Consider the following 1,304-nt stretch of genomic DNA (forward strand, 5'->3'; position numbering starts at 1 on the left):
CGGATTGGCCCCCATATTCTGGACATTTTCTAACAAATGCTAACTAACTCATAGATTTTTTTATAAATTCATTTGGACTCATATAGTTCAAACTTCCATGGATTCTTTCTTCGTTATAAAATTTTATGTATTCATCGATAAGCATGTATCCATGAGTGAAATTTTTAATCTCATTCCAAGCTATACATTCCTTAGAAAGTAAGGAATGAAAGGACTCTATATGTGCATTGTAATTAGGTGAATTTGTTGGAATAAGCTCATGATATATATTGTTTGTTTTACAAAAATGTTCAAACTTAACAGAAGTGAACTGTGGTCCGTTATCACTTCTCAAAATTAGTTTTGAAGTAACTTCATTTTCTAAAAGAGCTCTCTTTACAGCAACTATTGCATCATTAGTAGTAGCAGTTTTAGTTATCTCTCTTCCAACGAGTTTTCTGGAATGAACATCAATCATATCTGTAAGCATTATAAACTGCCCGTTTAACGCCTTAACATATTTTATATCTATTTGCCATAGTTGATTTATGTCTGTTATATCTCTTGCGACAGCAAGATGCCCTTGTTTAGTATGTTTTACATATGGTAGAAGTAGGCCTAACTTTTTAGCCAATCTATAGACTTTCTTTGCATTTATTTGCAATCCATGATTCCGTCGAAGAATTCTAGTAATTTTTTTATAACCATAAAAAGGAAGTCTTTCACATGCTTCATGTAAGAGAGTTTCGATAACAGAATCATCCACTATACAATTGTTTATTCCATATGAAAAACCCGGAATAGGTCTACCGACCTTGCCTTTTGATTCATCCTCATTTTTCATGGTTTCTTTCTTGGGATAAAAAGCTGACCTTGATATTTGAAGCAGCGTACAAGCTCTAGAGGTTTTAATACCCTTTTGAGTATATTCCTTAGCCAAAGCCACTTTTTCATCTACTTTAGGTACTTCTTTTTTTTTAGTAAATCCTGTAGCATATCAAGTTCTAATTCCTTCTTACCAATCAGTTCTTTAAGCTTTCGGTTTTCCTCTTCCAAAGCTTTTTCTTTTGCACTAGCTTGATAATCCTTTGGTTGAGTTGCATTAATTACATCAAGCTGTCGCTTAAAGGTAGATAGTGTGGATGATGTTAATTCATACTTCTTGCAAACTTGAGCATGAGTTAACCCATTATTCAATTCCTCAATAATTTTGATCTTATCTTCTAAAGTAAACTTTCTTCTAGCCATATTTCTAACCCCCATCGTATATTATTATATTACCATGCTCGTTAGAAACTGTCGAAGACTATTATGGGGTCAGAATG

2 protein-coding genes are annotated in these 1,304 nt (G+C 32.9%); both read right to left on the bottom strand.

All coding sequences use genetic code 11. The features are described from left to right. Positions 1–43 precede the first annotated feature (43 nt). Positions 44–925 (bottom strand): IS3 family transposase, encoded by an 882-nt coding sequence (locus P8V03_RS18960; RefSeq protein ID WP_318799369.1) that lies wholly within the window; start codon positions 923–925, stop codon positions 44–46. 8 nt (positions 926–933) lie between these two features. Continuing rightward, positions 934–1,227, bottom strand: coding sequence for a transposase (locus P8V03_RS18965; RefSeq protein WP_318799370.1), 294 nt, complete (start codon positions 1,225–1,227; stop codon positions 934–936). Between the last annotated feature and the right edge of the window lie 77 nt (positions 1,228–1,304).

This window comes from Clostridium tanneri (genome assembly GCF_033659955.1).
GTDB lineage: Bacteria > Bacillota > Clostridia > Clostridiales > Clostridiaceae > Clostridium_AM > Clostridium_AM tanneri.